The sequence below is a fragment of the Aeromonas allosaccharophila genome, from assembly GCF_016026615.1.
GTDB lineage: Bacteria > Pseudomonadota > Gammaproteobacteria > Enterobacterales > Aeromonadaceae > Aeromonas > Aeromonas allosaccharophila.
The window spans coordinates 2,536,892-2,558,053 of record NZ_CP065745.1 but is presented as its reverse complement, the minus strand read 5'-3'; the positions used below and the strand labels follow the sequence as shown (position 1 = coordinate 2,558,053).

The following is a 21,162-nucleotide window of genomic DNA, read 5'->3' as shown; positions in this document are numbered from 1 at the left end:
ATGAGTGAATTTTTGCTGAAACCCCGGATCCGTTTTGGTCAGGATGCGCTCGCTGTGCTGACCGAGTTGCCCGCCAGCAACGTACTGCTGGTCACTGACAAGATGATGGTGAAGTTTGGCCTTGCTGACCGGGTGACGCAGATCCTGCGCCAACGCGGCCTTGCCTTCCAGACTTGGGATGATGTAGTCGCCGATCCGGATATCGCTACCGTGGTACGCGGTATGAAGCTCATGGACAGCAGCTATCCGGATTTGGTGATCGCGCTGGGCGGCGGTTCGGTGATTGATGCGGCCAAAGCGGTTATTTTCGCCCTGGCGCAAACTCGTCCGGACCTGAGTCGCGAGCGTCCCTGTTTCGTAGCCATCCCGACGACCAGCGGAACTGGGTCCGAAGTCACCAGTTTCTCCGTGGTTAAAGCCCACGCCGAGAAGCTGGTGTTGGTAGACCCATCGCTGCTGCCGGATATCGCCATTCTCGATCCTTCGCTGGTGGCATCGGTGCCGCCTGCCATCACAGCAGACACCGGGATGGACGTGTTGTGCCATGCGCTTGAGGCTTATGTTTCTCGTGCGGCCAGCGACTTTTCCGATGCGTTGGCCGAGAAGGTCGTGCAGCAGGTGTTTCGCTACCTGCCCACCTGCTGGCGAAACGGTCACGATTTGCTAGCACGGGAAAAGATGCACAACGCCTCATGCATGGCGGGCATGGCATTTACCAACGCATCACTCGGTATTACCCACAGTCTGGCCCACGCCCTCGGCGGTGTGTTCCGCGTACCACACGGCCGCGCCAACGCACTCCTCATGGCGCAGGTAGTGGCATGGAACGCTGATTATCAGGGGCAGTGCGATACCCAGGCTGCTCATAAATATGCCCGTCTGGCTCACTTGCTGGACTTGCCCGCCCACACTCCGCGCGAAGGCGTTACCAGCCTGCTGGTAGCCATTCAAGCACTGAAAGATGAAATGAACATGCCGACCGGGATTGGTGACACCGATGTCGTCGCGGTCGACTTTGACCTGCGTCTGGCAGAGATGGTCAACCAGGCGCTGCGCGACAACTGTAGCGTGACCAACCCACGCACACCGGATGCACAGGCATTAACCGAACTCTATCGCCACGCATGGAGCGGCAGCGCTGCTCTGGATTGCTAAGAACAAGAACTGGAGAACCTCATGGCACACTACAGCTTAACGCCGCGCGTCAAAGTGCTGGCTGAACGTTTATTGGCGCATACCAGCACCCTGTGTTCAGAACACGCAACGATTCTGAGCAGGCTGGACAGCGATATCGCGGGTATGCCCGCTGCCGTAAAACCGGCGCGCCGTTTCTATGAACTGATGCGCCAGTTACCACTTGCCATCAGCACTGACGAGCTGATTGTTGGTAACCAAACCCGTAAACAGCACGGTGCGATCTTCCACGATGAAAATACCATGCATCGCCCGTCTACATTCCAGTTCCTGAATCTGAATAGCGATATCGACTCCCCCGACTACAAACTGGTGGTGGAGAAGGGCGTGCTGGCCATCAAGCAGCAGCTGGAAGAGAAAACCCGCGCCCTGGGCAGCGCCGTCAGCCGCAGCGGCATGGACGAGGTGAACGGCTGCCGAGCCGCCATCTACGCCTGCGATGCCCTGATGGCATTAGCACAAAACCTGGCCAACAGCGCCGAAACCCTGGCCGCCGCCGAAACCAACCCGTTCCGTCAGGCTGAACTGCGTGAAAGTACCGCCATTTTACATCACGTCCCGGCCCACCCTGCACGTAACTTTAAAGAGGCATGCCAAGCGTTCTATCTGTTCCAGCTGGCGCTTCAACTCGATAACGGCAGCTACGCGGTCAACCCGGAAGGTGCCGACAAGGCGCTGCTGCCCTACTTCCAGCGCGATATCGCCAACGGTGCGCTGACCGAACAACAGGCGTACGAAATTGTCGAGAGCCTGTGGTTCAAGCTGGCAGAGCTGAGCGAAGTACGCGCCACCTGCGCCATCGACGGTTACCCGATGTTTGATGCTTTGCTCCATGGCGCCAGCCTCGAGAACGCGCGAATTAACGAACTATCCGACATGTTCATGAGTGCGCAGCAAAACCTCAGCGCGCTCAATTTGCCAGTGCGTCTATTTAGCGGAGTGCAGCAGGTCTCGACGCTACCGTTCGCCGCCTGTGCAAAAGATCCTGCTGTGATGGAGGGCTTAACGCCGCGTCTGCAACGCCTGCGTAATCGCTATCTGACCGTGCGCCCCAGCGTCTCTATCTATCGCGCGCTCGCCTTTACCGAAGTCGTCAAAGCCAACCCTGGTATGCCGACCATTTTGTTGCGTGCCAAAGCCTTCCGTCACGCCTGCGAAACCGCCCCGATCCTGATCCAGGACGATGAGCTGATCGTTGGCCATCCATGTGGCAAGCCACGAGCGGGCGCATTCTCACCGGATATCGCCTGGCGCTGGGTTCACGATGAACTCGATACCATGAGCACTCGTCCGCAAGACCCTTTTGAAATCAGTGAAGCGGATAAAAAGACCATCCGTGAAGAGATAGTTCCGTTCTGGGAAGGACGCTCGCTGGATGAGGTTTGCGAAGCACAATATCGTGAAGCCGGTATCTGGGAATTCAGCGGTGAGACCTTCGTTAGCGATCTCTCCTATCACCAGATTAATGGTGGCGGTGATACCTGCCCTGGCTACGACGTGCTGCTGTTCACCAAAGGGATGAACGGTATCAAAGCTGATGCTCAGGCTCATCTCGACCAGCTGAGCATGGAGAACCCGGAAGATATCGACCGTATTTACTACTACAAAGCTGCGATCGAAACTTGCGACGGGGTGGTCAACTACGCTCGGCGCATCGCAGCCCATGCTCGAGATCTGGCTGCGAAAGAGCAAAATGCCCTGCGTCGCGCCGAGCTGCTCACCATTGCTGACGTGAACGAGAATGTACCGGCCAATCCGCCAAAAACCCTGCAAGAAGCATTGCAGAGTATCTGGACTGTAGAGTCGCTGTTCGAGATTGAAGAGAACCAGACCGGACTGTCACTCGGTCGCCTTGACCAGTACTGCTACCCGATGTTCGAAGCCGATATTCGTGAGGGACGCCTGACTCACGATAGTGCGTTGGAAATGATGCAGGCGTTCATCATCAAATGTGCCGAACTGATGTGGATGTCGAGCGAGCTGGGGGCGAAATACTTCGCCGGTTATCAGCCGTTCATCAACCTGACCGTGGGTGGCCAAAAGCGCAGTGGTGGCGATGCTTGTAACGACCTGACCTACCTCATCATGGATGCCGTACGCTTTGTGAAGGTTTATCAGCCGTCACTGGGGTGCCGTATTCATAACCAGTCGCCGCAGAAATACATGGAAAAAATCGTCGACGTTGTGAAAGCGGGGATGGGTTTCCCTGCCTGCCACTTCGATGACTCCCACATCAAGATGATGCTGCGCAAGGGCTTTGATTTTGAAGATGCTCGCGATTACTGCCTGATGGGTTGCGTCGAGCCGCAAAAGTCGGGCCGTATCTATCAGTGGACCTCCACCGGATACACCCAATGGCCTATCGCCATCGAATTCGTGCTCAACCGTGGCCGCATGGTGCTGTTTGACAGCTACCAGGGGCTGGATACCGGTGACTTGCGTGATTTGCGTACCTTTGAGGAGTTCGATGCGGCGGTGAAAAAGCAGATTGCCCACATCGTGCGCCTCTCGGCAATCGGGACTGTGATCAGCCAGCGGGTACATCGCGATGTTGCCCCGAAACCGCTTATGTCTCTGATGGTGGAAGGTTGCATGGAGAGCGGAAAAGATGTCTCCGCTGGTGGCGCGATGCTCAACTATGGGCCTGGACTAATCTTCTCTGGCCTTGCAACCTATGTCGACTCTATGGCCGCGATCCGCAGGCTGGTGTTTGAAGACAAAAAGTACACGCTTGAGCAGGTCCGCGATGGACTGCTGGCCAACTTCGAAGGGCATGAAGCGCTGCGCCGTGACTGCTTGAATGCACCGAAATACGGTAATGATGACGACTATGTTGACCAGTATGCGCTGGATATCACCGAGTGGACGGAGAAAGAGTGCGGCAAGTACAAGATGCTCTACTCGGTTATGAGCCACGGCACCTTGTCTATCTCCAATAACACGCCTATTGGTCAATTGACCAACGCCACGCCTAACGGTCGCTTGGCATGGATGCCGCTCTCTGACGGTATCAGCCCGACCCAGGGGGCGGATAAGCAAGGTCCTACGGCTGTCATCAAGTCTGTGAGCAAGATGAATGTGGAGACCATGAACATCGGCATGGTGCACAACTTCAAGTTCCTCAAGGGGTTGCTGGATACCCAGGAGGGACGTCACGGTCTGATCACTTTGTTGCGTACTGCCTCGATTCTTGGTAACGGCCAGATGCAGTTCAGCTATGTCGACAATGAAGTGCTGAAAAAAGCGCAGCAGGACCCGGAGAAATACCGCGACCTGATCGTGCGTGTCGCAGGTTACAGCGCCTATTTTGTCGAGCTGTGTAAAGAGGTGCAGGACGAGATCATCAGCCGCACCGTGATAGAGAAGTTCTAGTCGAGGCGTTGAGAACAATTTCTCTGTATTGAAGAATAAATCTGAAGTGCTCCGTGATGGCAGGTCTCAGAAAATGAGACTGCGGCCTGCCATATCCGGAGATGGAGGCAAGCGTGATTGCAAATACTGAATTGACCGGGCGTATATTCAATATCCAGAAGTACTCCATATATGATGGAGATGGCATTCGCACGCTGATTTTCTTCAAGGGGTGTAATCTTCGCTGTCCTTGGTGCGCTAATCCTGAAGGACTTAACAGTCAATTTCAGGTGATGTTCTCGCACGACAAGTGTATTAACTGCGGTGATTGCGTTAACGTTTGCCCGGCCGGGGTTCATTACCGGGCCGAAGAGAATGGGGTCATTAAACATTTTGTCGACCGAAATAAAGATTGTATCGGTTGTCGAAAATGCGAAGAGGTCTGTACGCAGAACGCACTGGATATAATGGGTAAAGATGTCACTGTTAGCGAGCTGATGGAGATCATCATGCAAGACTATGACTTTTACATTTCCTCTGGCGGTGGTGTCACCATCGGTGGCGGTGAAATGAGTCTGCAAACGGATTTTGCCGTCGCCTTATTTGGCGAATGCAAAAAGATGATGATTAATACGGCCATTGAAACTCAAGGCACCACTACCCTAGAAAATTATCAAAAGCTGGCCTCTGTTACTGATGCTTTTTTATTCGACATCAAGCAGATCAACAGCGAACACCATAAATCGATGCTGGGTATCGGTAATGAAGGTATTCGTCGCAATCTGGAATGGTTGGTTGATTACGGTGCCAAGATTATTATCCGGATGCCGCTGATTCGTGGATATAATGACTCGTGGGATGCCATCACTGGCGCAATAGAATACGTACAAAAGCTAGCGAAACGGGGAAATATCCTTCGCATTGACATGCTGCCATACCACCAGCTTGGGCGTAAAAAATATGAGCGTCTGGATATGCCTTACCCGATTACTCAGGATCCGTCTTACACACCGGATGAATTAGACCGATTGGAGACGTTCTTTAAGAAATTTGATTTTGATATTCGCTTGGTCCGTCATTAACAGGAGCCGAAAATGAAAAGTTTAGGCGTAATTGAAATGCGAGGATTCGCCGCCGCCATTCAGGCCGTGGATGCGGCCTGCAAATCTGCAAGTGTCGACTTCATTGGTTATCGCAAGGTGGGGGCTGGGTTGGTGAGTGTCTGCTTTGAAGGCGAAATCAGCGCCATTCACACTGCTATCGAACGCGGACTCAGTGTCGCTGCGGCCATCGACAAGCAGGTCCGTTCACTGGTGATTGCGCGTCCGGAGAAAAGCGTTGTGGCATCGCTCAGCAACCTCAAAGGCCACCCGGTGTGCACAAAAGCAAGCGCTGGCGCAGACGTGACGGTTGAAGCAGAAGCGCTTTCGGACAAATCCTCGGAAAACAGTGTCGTAACCAGTGGTGATGCTCAACCAATCGTGCAAGCAGAGTCTTCGCCGGCTCAGGCTGAAGATAAGAGTGCCGCGATAAGGAGAGGGAAGAAGGCATGATCGACCTCCAGCTACATCAAAAAATTGCCACCCGGCTGAGTCAGGTCACGCCAGCGATACCGGTCGGGATCTCGAACCGGCACGTGCATCTGGCCCAGCAGGATGTCGAAGCGTTATTCGGTCGGGGTTACGCACTGACGCCGCTAAAACAGCTACGCCAGCCGGGTCAGTTTGCTGCAGAGGAGTGTGTCACTGTGGTCGGTCCCAAAGGCTCCCTGACCCGCGTTCGCGTACTCGGCCCAACTCGTCCGGCTTCGCAATTGGAAATCTCTCATGCCGATTGCTTCACCCTTGGCATCAAGGCTCCGGTCCGTGAATCTGGTCAATTGGAAAATGCGGGCAGTGCGCTGCTCATCGGTCCCGCAGGCCACGTTGAATTGCGCTCCCAGGTGATTTGCGCCTGGCGACATATCCACATGTCGCCGCAAGATGCCCGTCAGCTGAATGTGACCAACGGCCAGAAAGTGAGCGTGCGCAACAACGGCGAGCGCCAGCTGACTTTCAATGAGGTGCTGGTGCGGGTACGTGACGATTTCGCCTTGGAATTTCATATCGATACCGAAGAAGCTAACGCCGCTGGATTGAAAAACGGCGCGCAGGTCACGCTGATCGGTTAACGGAGAACTACCATGACCGACGAACAGATTGAACGCTTGGTCGAACATATGATCCAGCGCCTGCAGCCGCCGCTGCTGGTGATGGTTACAGCCACTAAGGGTTATCGGGAGGCAATTCGAAGCCGCCTGGCTGGATGCGGGCATCGCCTGCATATTGCGCTGGAGGAAGGCATCGAGGATGCAATGCAGTGGAAACCACTGGGTGAAGCTGTGGCGACCAGCGTTTGGCAACAGGCCCTTCCGCAAACACCGTATCGTGCACTGGTGTTGCCATTTCTCGACTATCCGCTGGCGATGGACCTTCTAAACGGTACGTTCCGCAGTCCTGTTGCCCAGCGTTTGCATGATGCCTTGTTGACTGGGTTACCGGTGTTAGCGCTGCGCTATCACTGCGATCCGGCTAGCGAACTGAACCAGCTGCTGGGGGCACAACCAAATTCAGCTTACGCAGGCCATATGCATGCTGCACTGACCCGCCTGAGTGAGATTGGTGTCACTTTGTGCAACATAAATGAGCTGCTGGAGAAGCTGGCATCGGGTGATGATTCAGCTCCAGTGCCGGTCAGCACCACGAGCACCGTCCGGCGTTATCTCACTGTCAGCGATGTAGAGATGAATCCGCAACTTGCCGATGTTCCCGAAGCGCAGCTGACCGATGCCGCGTTCGAGTTTTTGAAAAGTAAAAGAAAACAAAAGAACTGAATCTTACCTTAAATAAAAAACTTGGAGTTTTAACTTATGTCTTCAAAAACAAAATGCTGGTTATGGATGCTGTTGGTTATTATTTCAGAAACATCAGCAACCTCGACCTTGAAAATGTTTGGTAGCAGTGAAGGTACGACCAAAATGTTGTTGCTCGGTCTGCTCGTGTTGTTGTATTGCACCTGTTACTACTCGTTATCTCGAGCGGTGAAGGATATCCCGGTTGGGCTTGCTTATGCTACTTGGTCCGGCACCGGTATTTTGGTTGTCTCTACCTTGGGTATGGCATTTTACGGACAGCATCCAGATACAGCGGCCATTATCGGTATGGCAATTATTGCAAGTGGCATTGTTATAATGAACCTTTTTTCAAAAATGGGTAGCGAAGAAGACGAAAGTGCTTCAGGTGAATCGTCTGAATCATTAAATGAAACAGCCGCAAATTAATATAATGGGAGTGATTTATGTTTAATCTTGGATTTTTATGGTTGGCGCTTTCTATTGGGTCTGAAATCACTGGTACATCAATGATCAAAAAAACCAATGGATTTAGCAAACTAGCTCCATCGGTCCTGGTAGTCTGTGCCTACAGTCTGTGTTACTTCGCACTAACGCGCGCAATGAGTACGATTCCGGTTGGTGTCGCTTACTCGTTGTGGTGCGGGTTTGGCATTGTTGGAGTTACCATTTGCTCGATGATTTTGTATAAGCAAAAGCCAGATTTTCCTGCAATCCTCGCCATGGTTCTGATTATCACTGGCGGAATAATAATGAACGTATTTTCATCAATGTAAATATGGTGAGCGCCTTCCCTATGTATTCGAAGGCGCTTTGTTTTATTTATACAGGATGCGTTCTCTGCAGTCTTGATAGTTAGGAGAAGAAAATGCATATGAAAAGTTCTCTGTTCCAACCCTTATCCGACTTTCTGCAGGCAGCGAAAGCTGGATGTTTAGTTAGTGGTCTTTCCGGTGGAACATTGTCATTGTGTTGATATCGATCTTGCTAAAGATAGTCATCCATCAGGTAATAACGTATCTAAATAGCTGTTCCGAATAGTAGATCACCGGAGGAAAGTAGCTTAGTCCAGTTTGTGCGATCTCATTATTCGCCAAACGGCGTTGTTGCCCAAATCGATGCAGCTTGAATGGAACTAACTGAGAACTTGGTGATCTGATCACCACCATCCTCTTCAAGTCTGCATCATGGGCAAGTCACTTCACCCCATCACCAACAGGCCTCAATACAACAAGTCTCTGATTAGCCGTGGATCTCTCACCTTCTGGGTTGATGCCGAGGCTATGAGCAACTGGTTTCACCACGACCATCATGGGCGGCGGGGGCGCAGCCAGCTTTACACTGACCAGACCATCTGTACCTTCCTGATGCTCAAGGGGATTTTCAATCTCACTCTGCGGGCCACTCAGGGACTACTCGACTCCCTGTTCGAGTTGATGAATGTGCCGTTGTGCGCACCGGACTATAGCTGTGTCAGCAAGAGAGCCCGCTCGGTGACGGTGGCTTATCGAGAGCCCCCAAAGGGACGTATTACCGACTTGGTTATCGACTCAACCGGGCTGAAGGTGTTTGGTGAAGGCGAGTGGAAGGCCAGAAAACACGGCGCCGAGAAACGGCGAATCTGGCGCAAGTTGCATCTGGCGGTAGACCCAGCCACTCACGATATCGTGGCGGCGGAAGTCTCGCTGGAAAATGTCCATGATGCCGAGGTGTTGCCGACCTTGCTCAACCCTTTGCGGCGCAAGCTGGGACGTGTTTATGCGGATGGTGCCTATGACAGCAAAGCCAGCCATCAGCTAATCTCGCGCAAAGGGGCGACAGCCTGTATCCCGCCTCGCAAGAACGCGGGGTTATGGGAAAAGGGACATCCGAGAAATGAGGCGGTGCTGGTGATGCGCAAGGAAGGGCTGGCGCACTGGAAGAAGATGTCGGGATATCACCGGCGCTCGCTGGCCGAAACGGCGATGTATCGGTTCAAGCAGTTGATGACGGGCAAAATCAGTCTGCGAACATACAACGGTCAGGTAGGGGAAGTGATGGCGTATGTTGGTGCAATCAACAAACTGAACACCCTTGGTCTGCCTGTCAGAAAGCCCCGAGTGTAACGGTCACTTGGGGCTGGGGAAGTTGTGACCTGATGGCTGATTTGGGCAACAACGCCTCGCCAAACAAAACAAGCCACATCCAAAGGACGGGCCCACTGCCTGCTACTGGCTGACGCGGGTTACATTGACAGGGCTCGGTTTGAAAAAGTGAACAACGCCGGCGGATTTTATCTGGTGCGAGGAGCTCAAAGCTTGAAAACCAAGATAATCCAACCCTGGAACGGTGATGGAAGGGAAGTGCCAAAACTCGTGAGACTGTCACTGAAAGAGGCCAGACGGCGAAGCTGTCGTGCCGAGGCGCTGGATATGGTGGTGAAGTCCGGCAAGGTGGAATATCGGTTCATCCGGAGCTGGTTTGCCGAGGAAAAACGGTTCTGCTTAACTAAGTGTCCGGATTTAGTTGACCACTACAGCTTGAAGCTAACTAACCTGAGGAGCTGTGAACAGATCACCCTCTCCTCTTTACAGGTCAGCATTTATGGGAAAGGTGATTACATGGGATGTATCTGCCTGTATTCCAATCCAAAACGACCAAGGGGTTAGCATCATGACGATGCTAACCCCTTGTTTTATATGGCGCTCCCGACTGGAGTCGAACCAGTGGCCTGTCCCTTAGGAGGGGACCGCTCTATCCTACTGAGCTACGGGAGCTGTGTGGCGGGCATTATACAAGAAGCAACTCCCTTTTAAACCCTTGATTCTTATTCCAATACTGCCAAATCGCCATTCTGGATGTTAAACGGCGAATATTTGTTCTGGCTGCTGATGATGGCGCCATCGTCAAATACCTGCACCACCTCGAACAGGCCGTCGGCCGGATTGCGCATCATGCGCGACTTGCCGTAGGGGTCGATGAAGTCGGCGTTGTGCTGGATGCGGAACTGATCGCCAAGCTTGACGCCGTTGCGCCGCCCCAGATTGATGTAGGGGCCGCGTTCGTTCTGGCCGACTACCCGGGCGGTGACCGGGGCGCAAGTGAGCTGGGCCACCAGATCCTGAGCGGCTTGTTGCAACTGGTAGTTGACCTCCTGGCCGTAGCTCGATTGCCAGAACTGGCCGCTGCTGCTGCCCACCTGTTCCCGCTTGCCAAAGGTCCAGGTGGCACGCCCTTCGTAAACCTTGCGGTTGACCAAGCTGCCGTTGATGCCGTCGAACAGGTAGAGCTGCATGCGAAAGTTGCGCACCGGATCCTCATACCAGCTGGTCAGCTTATTGCCCTGCGGCTCGATGGAGAGATCATCGATGCTGCCGAGCACCAGATACTGGCTGTCGGTACGCAGGCTGAGCGCCTTGATCTCCTCGAGGGCACTGCGATCCCCCTGTTGCAGATGGAGCGGATCGATGCGCAGGTTTTCATCCAGCCACTGGCGCACCGCGACCCCTTGCGGCGCATTGGCGAGGGTTTCGAACAGTCGGCGCGAGAGGTTTTCCGGCATATCGTCCATGGCGCCGTAGCTGGCCTGATCCGGATAGCGCATCCGTAGCCTCACCAGTGTCAAATCCTTGGCGAAGTGCTGGGTCTGGCAGATCTGGCGCTCGGCCTGAATATCGGCCACTAGCGTGATATACATGCGGCCGTTGCGCACCTCTTCCCGCTTGAGCCGGTACTGGCGAATGTCGCCGCCGGAGCGGATCTGGATCTGCTCGGAACGCAGGCTGCCATTTTCCAGACGCTGGACGCTGGAAACAGCCGCGCCGCTGGCCAGCAGAGCCTGACGCAGGGCATCGCGGGTTGCCTGCTCGCGGGCATAGACTTCATCGCCCCCCAGAATGGCGGCGCTGCCCTGTGCTTCGATAAGCTCGGCGCGGGCGCTCAGGCTGGCCAGCAGCAGGGTCAACAGCAGCGGTAATTTCATAACAGATACCTTGAGTTGGCGGGCAGCCGCGCCATTTTGGAGGAAATGGCGCCCGCTGGCCGACATGGATCACAACACTTGCCGGGTGGCAGCGCACGCAGGCGCTGACAATGACCATTAAAAAGCAAGAATCATGCCTCATTCCCGGCTCAAGCTTTGTCCGGCGCGTCCGATAATAAGTCAGGTGCAGATACAGGAAAGGTATCCATGAACAAACTCATCACGGCGTTGGCGCTCGCCCTGGCATTGGCCGGGTGTGGCTCCGACCCTATCAATCGGGATCAGGGTGACCCCCGCCAGGCGGCGCAGGGGATGGAGCTCAACTGGCTGGTGGCGCGCATGACCGATCAGCTGATGGAGCGCAAATCGCTGACTACCCTGACCGAACCCATAGCAGTGGCTTCCTTTGTCGATCTCGATACCCTGCAGGATACCAACTGGATGGGGCAACAGATTGAAGAGAGCTTTATCTACGAGCTCAACCGCCGCGGCGAGGTGGTGGTGGACTTCAAGCTGACCGGCAGCATCAAGGTGACGCCGCAGGGGGATTTCGTGCTGAGCCGCAACTACAAGGATCTCTCTTCCCGTCTGCCTATCTCCCGCATTCTGGTCGGTACCTTCAGTCGCAACAGCAAGGGGATCCTGGTTAACGCCCGCGTTATCGACATGCGCACCAAGATGGTGGAGACCACGGCTCAGAGCCTGATCCCGCAACAATATCTGTTCGGTGCCAACAACTCGTTTGGCCGGGCATCGATCAATCGCGGTTATCTGATGCGTGACAGTCAGGCCAGACCGGGTGGCCATCTGGTCAACCTGACCCCGTGAGGAGCGAATCATGAAAATCCTGTTTGGTTGCCTGTTGGCACTCTTGCTCAGCGGCTGTAGCTACAACCGGGTGGTGGATTACACCCAGGGTGGCAAGCCCGATGATTTTCCGGTGCTCAAGGCGGTGGGGTATGCGGTGATCGACATCCAGCCCGGCCCCTCCCAGTCGGAGAAGATGCTGCAAGCCATTCGCGCTTCCAAGATGGATGCCTATCGCGAGCTGGCCGAGCAGCTCAATGGTCAGCAGGTGCGCGGCCAGAGCAGCTACCGCGATCTGACCCAGACCTCCAACTCGCTGGATGTGTCGGTGGCGGGCGTGGTGCGCGGTGCCCGGGTGGTTGCCTCCTATCCGCGCGGCAACACCTATGCCACCGAGATGGAGCTCGATACCCGTGCCCTCTACAACATCAATCAGTTGATGGCGGGTCAGTTCTGAGTTGATTGCCTGACCTGAAAACAGGCATCAAAACAAAAGGCGAGCAGGGTGCTCGCCTTTTGTCGTTCTGGGCTGGTTAGCTCCCCATCAGTACCGGCGGCACTGCGGTGGGTTTCACATCCTCACTCGGGTAGCAGCCAAGCACCTTGATATAGCGGGTGATCTTGGTCAGCTCCACCAATGCGGCCTGCATCGCCGGGGTCTGCAGGTTGGCGGAGACATCGAGATAGAACATCTCTTCCCACGGGTTGCCCTGCACCGGACGGGACTCCAGCTTGGTCATGTTGATCTCGTGGCTGCGCAGTACCAGCAGCGCCTCGACCAGCGAACCCGGCTTCTGGGAGGTAGACATGATGAGAGTGGTCTTGGCCGGGATCTGCGGCGCCACGTCGATGGGCTTGCGCGCCACCACGATAAAGCGGCTGTAGTTCTCTTTCTGGTTGGCAAGCTGCTCGGCCAGCACGTCCAGGCCATAGAGCTCGCCGCCGGCTGCGCTGCCGATGGCGGCTGCCTCTGGGCTCGCCAGCTCCTTCACCTTCATCATGGCGCTGGAGGAGGAGTCGCAGATCTCGTGCCGGGCCCCTTCCAGCTTGCTCAGGTAGTGGGAGCACTGCTGGAACACCTGCGGGTGGGCATAGAAGGTCTTGATGCGGCCAAGCTCGGTCGGCACGGCGGTGAGGATACAGTGCTCGATGGGGTAGGTGAGTTCGCCGACGATGGAGAGGCTGGTGTGCTGCATCACGTCATAGACTTCGTTGATGGAGCCCGAGCTGGTGTTTTCGATGGGCAGCACGCCAAAGGCGGCGCGGCCTGACTCCACCGCATCCAGCACTTCGCGGAAGTTCTGGCAGTTCACCTCGATCACCTGATCCTTGTAGCGCGCCAGATATTTGCGGGCGGCAAGGCTGGAGTAGGAACCGCGCGGTCCCAGATAGGCGACGCTGGTCATCGGCTCCTGCTGCTCCGGGTTGAGCAGGCTCTGTAGATAGGCCTGCTGGGAGAGTACCGAGTCCTCGATGATGGTGTGGTAGATGCGGGTGATGTACTGGGCATCCAGCCCCAGCACGCGGCCTTTCTGGATCAGGGCGACCAGCAGCTCCTGCTCCCGCTGGTGGTCACGGATGGGGCGCGGGTTGGCCTGTTTGGCACGGGCCACCTCGATGCTGAGGGTCTTGCGTTTCGCCAGCAGGGCAAGCAGCTCCTGATCCAACCGGGTGATGTCTTGTCTGATCTCGTCGAGCGTTGCCATGATTGTTCCCTATCCAAGTAATCGATTGATATTAATGCAAAAAAAAGCCTCCACTAGGGGAGGCTCGATTCGTCTTTGCTTTCTGCTCACACGACGACAGGCCTTCCCTCAAGCGGGCCGGATAAACGAGAAAGCAAAGAAGAATGTTGGCTGCATGGTCAAAATCCTGATGGTAACGCCCTAACCATTAAGGGATTTGCCGGTCTGATGCAAGTAAAACTTGCCCACGGGCGGGGATGGGGGCAGGGTATCCGGTTAAGAAAATGGTGTGAGAGTGATGTTCTATTGACGCTGTTTTGACGGCAACAACGCAGTGGAGGAGGTAAAAACGATGGCGATTATTTTCGATCTGGGACGGGTGGTGGTGAGCTGGGATCCGGTAGGCATAGTGCGTTCGGTGCGTGGCTCGCAAGGAGCCGAACAGCTGGCGGAACGGCTCTTTAACCACCCGGACTGGTTGGAGGTGGACAGAGGCACCATGTCGCTGCACACCATGGCCCGCGAAGCGCAAGCGCGCACCGGCCTCTCTGCGGCACAGAATCTGGCCATTTTGCAGGCGGTGCCCGCCTCCCTGCTGCCAGATCCCGCTATGCTAACCCTGATAGCCGAGCTGCACGGGGCTGGGCACACCCTGTATGCCCTCTCCAACATGGGCCATGCCAGCATCGACTGGCTGGAGCAGCATCAGGATTTCTGGCGCTTCTTCAGTGGCAAGGTGGTCTCGGCGCGGGTGCGGATGATGAAGCCGGAGCCGGATATCTATCGCTATCTGCTGGTGTCGTTCGATCTGAAACCGGCAGGGTGCCTCTTCATCGATGACAGTCCCGCCAACATTGCGGCCGCCGAGGCCCTCGGCATCAGGGGGATCGTCTTTACCGACGCGGCAAGTTGCCGCCAGCAGTTGGGTGAGCTGGGCTGTTTGCCCACCACTGGCAAGGGGTGATGCCCCTGTGGGAGCACTATGGAGCATGGCCGGTTTCGCAACTGGTTGAGTCACTATCCCGAGGCGACCCTGATCATCGCCTGCAAGGATGGCAGCGGATATCAGCTCTGTATCGAGGCGGAAGGGGAGTGCCTCTGTCTGACCGACAGCGAGGGAGGGCGCCTGACCTTCACCTCGCTGGATCAGGCGCAGGGTTTCTTGCGGGCCCATCAGGTTTGTCAGGCCAGATTGCGAATTTATGACGCCCAAAATGAAGATTTAGCCGCAGAATCACAGGAAATAATCATCAAGTTTTAATTTTAACCGGACTCTGTAAGGGTCTATTCAGCTTGTTTCCCGCACAATACGACACCTGTTCATCATTCGGAGCTGTTTAATGGGTGCCAATGTTGTTGTACTGAATCAGGGATATGATCACTCTTTTCAAGCCAGGGAACAGCTGCTGATTGAGCGACTGGCAAGTTTTGACGAGCTGATTGTCTCTTTTTCGGGACGGTTGGAATCCTGCTACAGCATCGATCTGTGCCGTGCCAGCGGCGTCAAGATCCGCGCCATCACCCTCGATAACCCGACCCGCAGCCGCAGCGAAGTGGCTCGTGCCCGGCGTTATTGCCAGCGTTATGGCATCGAGCACTGGATCGTCAAGAGCGATGAGATCGTCTTCTGTGATCGCCTGCCAAATATGGAGGGGCTGATCGACCCGGTTCGCCGCATTGGTGAGCATGTGCAGAGCCGTCCCGAGTGGGCCCACCTGCCCTTGTTGATCCCGGCTGCGGTAGAGGAGCGGGATGACTATTTGGCCCAGTTCGGCTCACTGCCTGCCAATACCATCTGGTTTTTTGCCGACAACGGGGTGATGAGCCGCGATTTTCGCTATGGCTTCAACAAGCGTCAGCTCGGTCGCTGGGGCAAGGGGAGCAACGGTTGCCTGAGCAATCGCTTCACCAATCCACGGCTGCTCAAGCAGCGCTATCTGCGGATGGTGGATCAGGCCGAGCAGATACTGGCCGACATGGGGCTGGACGAGGCGCAGGTATTTTTCCATACCCTGTGCGACTGCTCCACCACCCTGGCCCGGGTGCGTCTGCCCGAGCATCAGCGTGCCCAGGCCTTTGATATGCAATCGGATATTTTGTCTGCTCTCAAGGGGACCGAGTTCGATCTGGTGACCCTGGATATGGCGCAGAAAGAGCGGCACGATCTCGCCATCTAGCTTGCGGGAGGAGCGGGGGTCAAGAACGTGAGTGCTGTCATAGGCAAGGGGTAACGGGACTGTTTATACTGTCGCCCTTTCATCCGTTACCGAGCTTCGCCCTATGAAACCCTTGTCCCGTCTGCTGGTTGCCCTGTGTCTCACTCCCGTGCTGGCACAGGCGGCTCCTCTCTCTCAGGTGACGCTGCCCGATGGCCGGCAGGTTCAACTCAACGATGACTTCACCTGGGAGTATCTGGTGGTCAAACCGGCAGAACCCGTGCAGGGTGTGGCTGCCGAGGGGAACGCGGGGGCCGTGGTGGCGGTTGCTGCCCCGGTGCTGACCGATCAGGCCAAGGCCAATCCGGAACTGCTCGCCCAGATGGCGCGCGACGGTGTGGTGGTCAAGCTGGACAAAATCGAGGGATCTGACCCGCTGGCGCTGACCTTTATGGTGAGCAATACCGGCAGCCGCAATGTGGTCGGGGTGCGTGGCATGGTGACCCTGTTCAGTGCTGAGGGTGTGCAGCTGAGTCGTCAGGAGGCCCGCTTCTGGGTCGCCGAGAACCGCCTGCCGGAAACCTATCTGCGCAAGGGGCAAGCCCGTCCATCGCTGGCCCTCGAGATCCCCCGTCCTGCCGGATTGACCGGTCAGCCGCTGGTGCGGGTCGAAATTGACGAGGTGGTCTTCCGCTGATTTTTTCGCGGATCCTGCCCATGCAAACCGCGTGGGCCGGCAACTTGTTGCCGCTGACACCCCCAGCAATATCTGCTTACATCTGACATGGTTTTGCAACAGCTTGCCGCTCGGCAAGCAGGGAACCTCGCCGCAAAATGACTCCATACCAGCTCGCTAGCAACGGGCCCAATCACATGGAGTTATCATCATGAAAAAAGCAACTGTCTCTCTTCTGGTTCTGGCCGGGTTTGCCTCTACTTCCGCCATGGCGCAGGATGCCTTCAGCTACGCCAAGGGCGGCCTGACCTGGGCACACACCAAATCCGACTATCTGAGCAACAACAAGATTCTGTTCCCCCGTGATGCCAGCAGTGAGGGGACTCGAGATTTTGGCGGTGTGACGCTGGATCTCTCCAAATCGTTCGCCAACAACTTCTACGGCCGTCTGCTCTCCGAGGGCACCTCTGCCCAGCACGGCAATGACAGCATGGGGATCGGCAGCCTGGGTATCGGTGTCTTCACTCCGCTCAGTACCGGCCTGAATCTCTACGGTGAAACCGGTCTGATGGGCTACACCATGGAGCGCGAGCAGGGCTATGACGTCAAGGGTTGGGATATTGTCACCCGCAAGAGCGACGGCAGCATGTACGGTGAAGTGGGCCTGCGCTACGACATCGGCGATATCGAGCTCTCCACCGCCTATCGCTACGCCAACATGACCGACGATATGCACGACTTCAAGGTGGGCGGTGCCTACAAGCTCAATCAGAACTGGGCGCTGACTGCTGATTACACCTATCGTAACTGGGATCTGCAAAAAGGCTCCATCTCCAGCTTGGGTGTGAAGTACAGCTTCTAATCCTCCTTCCTGTAGTCCGTAGTGTCTTGATTTTTGCCCATGGCGTTCGCCATGGGTTTTTTCTTTTTCCGATGATCCCTTTCTTCTCCTTGTGTCGTATCAGTCCGCAATAGTTATACAACTTCCATTTCTTTGTATAACTGCTATAACTGAATCAAGACTTATACAAGGGGTGATGTCATGTACAAGATTAAAGTCGGTATCAGTGCCTGCCTGCTGGGCCAAGAGGTGCGTTTCGATGGGGGCCACAAGCGCTCCAGCTTCTGCGAACGGGATCTTGGCGCTCACTTTGACTATCACCCCGTCTGTCCCGAGATGGCCATTGGCCTCGGGGCGCCCCGCGCCGCCATCCGGCTGGTCAAGCGCAACGGTGAAATCCGCGCCGAGGCGAGCAATGGCAGCTTCGATGTCACCGAACAGCTGATTGCCTTCAGCGAACAGAAAGCCCGCCAGCTCGACTTTATCTCCGGTTATATCCTCTGCGCCAAATCCCCCAGCTGCGGCATGGAGCGGGTCAAGGTCTATGGCGCCAACAATGAGGGGAGCGCCAAGGAGGGGATCGGCCTGTTTGCCAAGGCGTTGATGGAAGCCAACCCCTTGCTGCCGGTAGAGGAAGATGGCCGCCTGTGCGATCCCATCCTGCGCGAGAACTTCGTGTTGCGTGTATTCGCCTACCACGACTGGCAGCAGCTCTGTGCTCGTGGCATCACCGCTTCAGCGCTGATCAGCTTCCACTCCCGCTACAAGTATCTGGTGCTCTCCCACGCCACCACTCACTACCGGGCGCTCGGCAAGCTGCTCGGCAACGTGGGCAAGTCCGCCAACCTGCAGGAGGTGGCCGACAACTACATCAAGGGATTGATGACGGCGTTGACCCTGCGGGCCAACCGCCGCAGCCATACCAATGTGCTGATGCACCTGCAAGGCTACTTCAAGCGGGTGCTGACCCCGGCCCAGAAGCAGGAGCTTGCCGATACCATCGACAAGTACCGCACCGGCATCTTCCCCTTGCTGGTGCCGCTCACCCTGATCCGCCACTACCTGCGCGAGTACCCCAATCCCTATCTCGCCGAGCAGGTTTATCTCAATCCGCACCCCGATACGCTCAAATTGCGCTACGGGCTCTGAGAATGCTGTTTTGTACGGTCGAGAAGTCTATCTCGACCTTCACCCCGACACGCTGAAACTGCGTGACGGGCTCTGAATATGTTCTGTTGCCCCGGCGCAGGCCTTGCGCCGGGGCACTTCACCCTTCTGTTTGATGGATGTCGTCATGTCTGATTTATCGCAAGAAGTTGCTCCTTTGGCTGATGAGGGGATCTACCCCATTCGCGAGGTCTCCCGTCTCACCGGCGTCAACGCCGTGACCCTGCGTGCCTGGCAGCGCCGCTACGGGTTGGTACAACCGGCCCGCACCGAAAAGGGCCACCGCCTCTACAGCGAGCAGGATATTCGCCAGATCGGCGAGATCCTGAGCTGGTTGGAGCGGGGAGTGAGTATCGGGCAGGTGAAGGGGCTCCTGAGCGAACCCCATTCCGAGCCGGTGAGCGATCACTGGCAGCAGACCCTGGAGCAGTTCAGTCAGGCGTTACTCGCCTTCAATCAGCGCAAGGCGGAGGCCGAGCTGAACGACCTGCTGGCAAGCTACCCGTTCGAGCTGGTGCGCAGCCGGGTACTGCAACCGCTGGTGGAGCGGCTGCTCGGGTTGTGGCGCGAGCGGCCCGATGGCGAGCTGCTGCAACAGGTGTGGCTGGGCTGGCTCCATACCCGCTTCGCCCGCCACCTGATCGAGCAGGAGAAGGGCGTGCCGGTCACGTTGGCGAGCTGGGGACAGGTCGGCCCCCTCGATCTGGTCTGGGCCGCCTACGAGCTGATCGGTCAGGGCTATGAGGTGCAACTGCTGGGGGCGGTGGAGCCGCGCCATGCCAGCCTGCTGGAAGGACGTGCCGTTACCCCTTGGCTGGTACTGCTGGGAGTCGGTCTTGGCAAACAGGAGCTGGCAGCCGACTGGCCCGCTGGTACGCGCCTGTTTGGCGAACTGGGGCGCCTCTACGATGATGAGTGGCTTAACGCCCACGGCTGGCAGGCGAGCCTTGCCGAGCTGATGGCTGACGCACCTGCTGCGGCTGGCGCCAGCGGACGCGGGAGGAAAAAGTCATGAAACTGGTCTGGTTTCGCAACGATCTGCGCCTGGCCGACAACCCGGCCTTGCGCCATGCCTGCGCCGGTGATGAACCGGTCGCAGCGCTCTTTATCATCTCTCCTGCCCAGTGGCGGCAGCACAAGATGGCCCCCATCCGCCAGCGCTTTATGTTGGCGCAGGTGGATGAATTGGGCCGTGAGCTGGCGGCGCTCGGCATCCCGCTCCATCTGCTGCGCGTGGAGACCTTTGCCGAGGTACCCGCTGCGTTGGCTGATTTAAGCCGAGAGCTGGGGGTGACTCAGCTCTACGCCAATCATGCCATCGAGATCGACGAGCAGCGTCGCGACCACGCTGTCACTGCGGCACTGACAGAGCAGGCGGTGAGCTGTCACTGGCTCAACGGCTGCTGCGTAATGCCGCCGGGGCGGGTGCTGACCGGGTCGGGGGAGATGTTCAAGGTCTTTACCCCTTTCAGCCGTGCCTGGCTCAAGGCGCTCGATGAAGATGGCTTCGTCATTCATCGCGCCCCTGCGCCCCGTGGGGAGCCCTTGCCGTGGCAGCCGCTGGCCGAACGGTCGTGGGTTGATGAGGCATTGGGTGAACTCACGCCCGATCCCCGCTGGCCGGTTGGGGAGGCGGAGGCCAGCCGCCGTTTGAACGATTTTCTGGAGCTGGCGGTGCTCGACTATGGCGAGACCCGGGATTTTCCTGCCATCGCAGGCACGTCCGTGCTCTCCCCCTATCTGGCGGCGGGCATTATCAGCCCCCGCCAGTGCGTGGCGGCGCTCCAGCAGCGGCTTGGCTATCGGCCCCAGTCGAAGGCCCAGCCCGGTTTTGTCTGGCTCAATGAGCTGGTCTGGCGCGAGTTCTATCGTCACCTGCTGGTACTGATCCCGACCCTCTCCATGAATCGTCCTTTCAAGCCCGAGACGGCGGCGCTGCCGTGGAGCTGGGATCCGGATGCCTTCGCTGCCTGGTGCGAGGGGCGCACCGGTTACCCCATTGTCGATGCAGCGATGCGTTGTCTCAACGCCACCGGCTGGATGCACAACCGGCTGCGGATGATCGTGGCGAGTTTTCTCACCAAGGATCTCCATATCCACTGGCGGCTCGGGGAGGATTACTTCATGAGTCGGCTGATTGACGGCGATCTGGCGGCCAACAATGGCGGCTGGCAGTGGGCGGCGGGCACCGGCGCCGATGCGGCGCCCTATTTTCGAGTCTTCAACCCCACCACTCAGGGGCAACGATTTGATCCACAAGGGGAGTTTATCCGTACCTGGGTAACTGAACTGGCCGATATTCCTGCCGCTTATGTGCATCAGCCCCACGACTGGCTGCGACTCAAGGGGCGACAGGATTATCCGGCTCCCATGGTGGATCACGCCGTTGCCCGGGTGAGAGCCATCGAGATGTTTCGCTCTCTGGAGAAATAGG

At 56.7% G+C, this 21,162-nt stretch carries 21 protein-coding genes, 1 tRNA gene, 1 pseudogene and 1 other annotated feature; of the genes and pseudogenes, 20 read left to right on the top strand and 3 right to left on the bottom strand.

The window, feature by feature from the left end; all coding sequences use genetic code 11:
• The 10 genes and pseudogenes from I6G90_RS11515 to I6G90_RS11470 all read left to right on the top strand — a co-directional run.
• Entirely contained in the window at positions 1-1,155 is a 1,155-nt protein-coding gene (locus I6G90_RS11515; RefSeq protein ID WP_197927582.1) for a 1-propanol dehydrogenase PduQ, read from the top strand.
• Positions 1,156-1,176: 21 nt separating this feature from the next.
• Entirely contained in the window at positions 1,177-4,566 is a 3,390-nt protein-coding gene (gene cutC / locus I6G90_RS11510) for a choline trimethylamine-lyase (protein ID WP_197927580.1), read from the top strand.
• A gap of 113 nt (positions 4,567-4,679) precedes the next feature.
• Positions 4,680-5,627 (top strand): choline TMA-lyase-activating enzyme, encoded by a 948-nt coding sequence (cutD, locus tag I6G90_RS11505; protein WP_197927578.1) that lies wholly within the window; start codon positions 4,680-4,682, stop codon positions 5,625-5,627.
• A gap of 12 nt (positions 5,628-5,639) precedes the next feature.
• Positions 5,640-6,098 carry a BMC domain-containing protein gene (locus I6G90_RS11500; RefSeq protein ID WP_197927576.1) on the top strand — a complete coding sequence of 153 codons (459 nt, stop codon included), beginning with the start codon at positions 5,640-5,642 and terminating at the stop codon, positions 6,096-6,098.
• Positions 6,095-6,715, top strand: coding sequence for a phosphate propanoyltransferase (locus I6G90_RS11495; protein WP_042658331.1), 621 nt, complete (start codon positions 6,095-6,097; stop codon positions 6,713-6,715). The genes I6G90_RS11500 and I6G90_RS11495 overlap by 4 nt, the downstream gene beginning before the upstream one ends.
• 12 nt (positions 6,716-6,727) lie before the next feature.
• Complete coding sequence (locus I6G90_RS11490) at positions 6,728-7,417, top strand: hypothetical protein (RefSeq protein WP_197927574.1); 690 nt, start codon at positions 6,728-6,730, stop codon at positions 7,415-7,417.
• A gap of 36 nt (positions 7,418-7,453) precedes the next feature.
• The gene (locus tag I6G90_RS11485; protein ID WP_197927572.1) at positions 7,454-7,864 is read left to right on the top strand and encodes a DMT family transporter; all 411 of its coding nucleotides are present in this window, start codon (positions 7,454-7,456) and stop codon (positions 7,862-7,864) included.
• A 17-nt stretch (positions 7,865-7,881) separates the two neighbouring features.
• A complete protein-coding gene (locus I6G90_RS11480) occupies positions 7,882-8,211 on the top strand; it encodes a DMT family transporter (RefSeq protein ID WP_042658334.1) in 330 nt (109 codons plus the stop codon).
• A gap of 411 nt (positions 8,212-8,622) precedes the next feature.
• A complete protein-coding gene (locus I6G90_RS11475) occupies positions 8,623-9,540 on the top strand; it encodes an IS5 family transposase (RefSeq protein ID WP_197927571.1) in 918 nt (305 codons plus the stop codon).
• Positions 9,541-9,633: 93 nt separating this feature from the next.
• A pseudogene (locus I6G90_RS11470) lies at positions 9,634-9,921 on the top strand (IS4 family transposase); the annotation flags it as partial.
• Positions 9,922-10,114: 193 nt separating this feature from the next.
• On the opposite strand, the gene I6G90_RS11465 reads toward I6G90_RS11470, so the two are convergent.
• Positions 10,115-10,191: transfer RNA gene (locus I6G90_RS11465), tRNA-Arg, on the bottom strand.
• A gap of 50 nt (positions 10,192-10,241) precedes the next feature.
• The gene (locus I6G90_RS11460) at positions 10,242-11,396 is read right to left on the bottom strand and encodes a flagellar assembly protein FlgT (RefSeq protein WP_197927570.1); all 1,155 of its coding nucleotides are present in this window, start codon (positions 11,394-11,396) and stop codon (positions 10,242-10,244) included.
• A 207-nt stretch (positions 11,397-11,603) separates the two neighbouring features.
• Between I6G90_RS11460 and I6G90_RS11455 the strand changes: the two genes are divergently transcribed.
• Together I6G90_RS11455 and I6G90_RS11450 are read left to right on the top strand one after the other, a co-directional pair.
• Positions 11,604-12,224 (top strand): FlgO family outer membrane protein, encoded by a 621-nt coding sequence (locus tag I6G90_RS11455; protein ID WP_042058296.1) that lies wholly within the window; start codon positions 11,604-11,606, stop codon positions 12,222-12,224.
• Positions 12,225-12,234: 10 nt separating this feature from the next.
• The gene (locus I6G90_RS11450) at positions 12,235-12,660 is read left to right on the top strand and encodes an LPP20 family lipoprotein (RefSeq protein WP_042058298.1); all 426 of its coding nucleotides are present in this window, start codon (positions 12,235-12,237) and stop codon (positions 12,658-12,660) included.
• 76 nt (positions 12,661-12,736) lie between these two features.
• On the opposite strand, the gene pheA is transcribed toward I6G90_RS11450, so the two are convergent.
• Positions 12,737-13,909, bottom strand: a complete 1,173-nt coding sequence (gene pheA / locus I6G90_RS11445; protein ID WP_005338715.1) for a prephenate dehydratase — start codon at positions 13,907-13,909, stop codon at positions 12,737-12,739.
• Positions 13,910-13,947: 38 nt separating this feature from the next.
• Positions 13,948-14,069, bottom strand: a sequence feature (Phe leader region).
• Positions 14,070-14,240: 171 nt separating this feature from the next.
• Between pheA and I6G90_RS11440 the strand changes: the two genes are divergently transcribed.
• The 8 genes from I6G90_RS11440 to phrB all read left to right on the top strand — a co-directional run bounded on the left by I6G90_RS11440 (position 14,241) and on the right by phrB (position 21,161).
• Positions 14,241-14,852, top strand: a complete 612-nt coding sequence (locus tag I6G90_RS11440) for an HAD family hydrolase (RefSeq protein WP_197927569.1) — start codon at positions 14,241-14,243, stop codon at positions 14,850-14,852.
• An 18-nt stretch (positions 14,853-14,870) separates the two neighbouring features.
• Positions 14,871-15,149 carry a DUF6482 family protein gene (locus I6G90_RS11435; RefSeq protein ID WP_075113990.1) on the top strand — a complete coding sequence of 93 codons (279 nt, stop codon included), beginning with the start codon at positions 14,871-14,873 and terminating at the stop codon, positions 15,147-15,149.
• A 79-nt stretch (positions 15,150-15,228) separates the two neighbouring features.
• A complete protein-coding gene (locus I6G90_RS11430) occupies positions 15,229-16,065 on the top strand; it encodes an adenine nucleotide alpha-hydrolase family protein (RefSeq protein WP_042058310.1) in 837 nt (278 codons plus the stop codon).
• A 103-nt stretch (positions 16,066-16,168) separates the two neighbouring features.
• A complete protein-coding gene (locus tag I6G90_RS11425) occupies positions 16,169-16,741 on the top strand; it encodes a DUF3157 family protein (protein WP_197927568.1) in 573 nt (190 codons plus the stop codon).
• Positions 16,742-16,931: 190 nt separating this feature from the next.
• Complete coding sequence (locus tag I6G90_RS11420; protein ID WP_197927567.1) at positions 16,932-17,582, top strand: autotransporter outer membrane beta-barrel domain-containing protein; 651 nt, start codon at positions 16,932-16,934, stop codon at positions 17,580-17,582.
• Between the two features lie 180 nt (positions 17,583-17,762).
• Positions 17,763-18,710 (top strand): YbgA family protein, encoded by a 948-nt coding sequence (locus I6G90_RS11415; RefSeq protein WP_197927566.1) that lies wholly within the window; start codon positions 17,763-17,765, stop codon positions 18,708-18,710.
• Positions 18,711-18,855: 145 nt separating this feature from the next.
• Positions 18,856-19,743, top strand: coding sequence for a MerR family transcriptional regulator (locus I6G90_RS11410; RefSeq protein ID WP_197927565.1), 888 nt, complete (start codon positions 18,856-18,858; stop codon positions 19,741-19,743).
• Positions 19,740-21,161 carry a deoxyribodipyrimidine photo-lyase gene (gene phrB / locus I6G90_RS11405; protein ID WP_197927564.1) on the top strand — a complete coding sequence of 474 codons (1,422 nt, stop codon included), beginning with the start codon at positions 19,740-19,742 and terminating at the stop codon, positions 21,159-21,161. Before I6G90_RS11410 ends, phrB begins: the two co-directional genes overlap by 4 nt.
• The last annotated feature ends 1 nt before the right edge of the window (position 21,162 follow it).